The 1,109-nt window shown below is 68.4% G+C and carries 2 protein-coding genes; both read left to right on the top strand.

Going from position 1 to position 1,109, the window contains the following annotated elements:
- Positions 1-243: hypothetical protein (locus HUK84_RS19555; RefSeq protein WP_176641695.1), on the top strand; the 243-nt coding region annotated here is incomplete at its 5' end.
- Positions 240-1,109, top strand: an 870-nt coding sequence (locus HUK84_RS19550; protein ID WP_218064478.1) for a sugar kinase, incomplete at its 3' end; no start/stop codon positions are given. The genes HUK84_RS19555 and HUK84_RS19550, both read left to right, overlap by 4 nt.

Below are 1,109 nucleotides of genomic sequence, written 5' to 3'. Positions count from 1 at the left end.
GGCCGGCACGGCGCCTCCACCCCGCCATGCGCCGTGCTGCTCCAGGCCACCGATTTCCTGATCACCGCCGACCGGCCGGACACGCCCGCCCCGCTTCTGCTCGCCGATCTGGGCTTCGCCCCCGCCCCGCCATCCGGCGACCCGGCACGGCTCTACGCACGATCGCACGCCAGGTCCGACGACACAGCCCGCCCGCCCAGCACGCGTAAAAATACCCAAGACGTTGGAGCCCCCGTGACATGAGATCCGACACGGCCCCGCGCCCGGCCCCGGCGGACATGACGGGAATGACGGACATGATCGTGACCATCGGCGAGACCCTCGCCGAGATCATGGCCGAACAGACCGGCCACGGCTTCCGCGAACCGATAGCCCTGCGCGGCCCCTATCCGTCAGGCGCGCCGGCGATCTTCATCGACCAGGTGGCGCGGCTCGGCCATCCGGCGGGGCTGGTTTCCTGCGTCGGCAACGATGATTTCGGCATGCTGAACATCGAGCGGCTGCGGCGCGACGGCGTCGACGTCTCGGCGATCCGCGTCGCCCCCGACCAGGCCACGGGCACCGCGTTCGTCCGCTACCGGCCGGATGGCGAGCGCGATTTCGTCTATAATATCCGCCATTCCGCCTGCGGCCTGGTCAGCCTGACCGACCAGGCGCTCGGCCTGCTGGACCGCGCGCGCCACCTGCATGTCATGGGCTCGTCCCTCTTTTCCTTCCGCATCATCGATGAGGTCGCGACGGCGCTGAAACATATCAGGCAACGCGGCGGCACCTTGTCCTTCGATCCCAATATCCGCAAGGAAATGCTCGATATTCCGGAAATGCGCGCGGCGATGGAAATGATGCTGCAGCATTGCGACATCTTCCTGCCCAGCGGCCCGGAACTGATGATGCTGACCGACGCGAAGACCGAGGACGAGGCGGTGCGGGAAATCCTCGGCACCGGCGTGTCCGAAATCGTCGTCAAGCGCGGCGCCCGGGGCGCCAGCTATTACGGCCGTGGCGAAACGCTGCACCTGCCCGCCTGCCCGGCGCAGGAAATCGACCCGACCGGCGCCGGCGACTGCTTCGGCGCCACCTTCGTGACCTGCCGCCTGCAAGGCCGCGCC

Origin of the sequence: Nguyenibacter vanlangensis (assembly GCF_013376155.1) — a bacterium.
GTDB lineage: Bacteria > Pseudomonadota > Alphaproteobacteria > Acetobacterales > Acetobacteraceae > Gluconacetobacter > Gluconacetobacter vanlangensis.
This window is presented reverse-complemented; position numbering and strand designations above follow the sequence as displayed.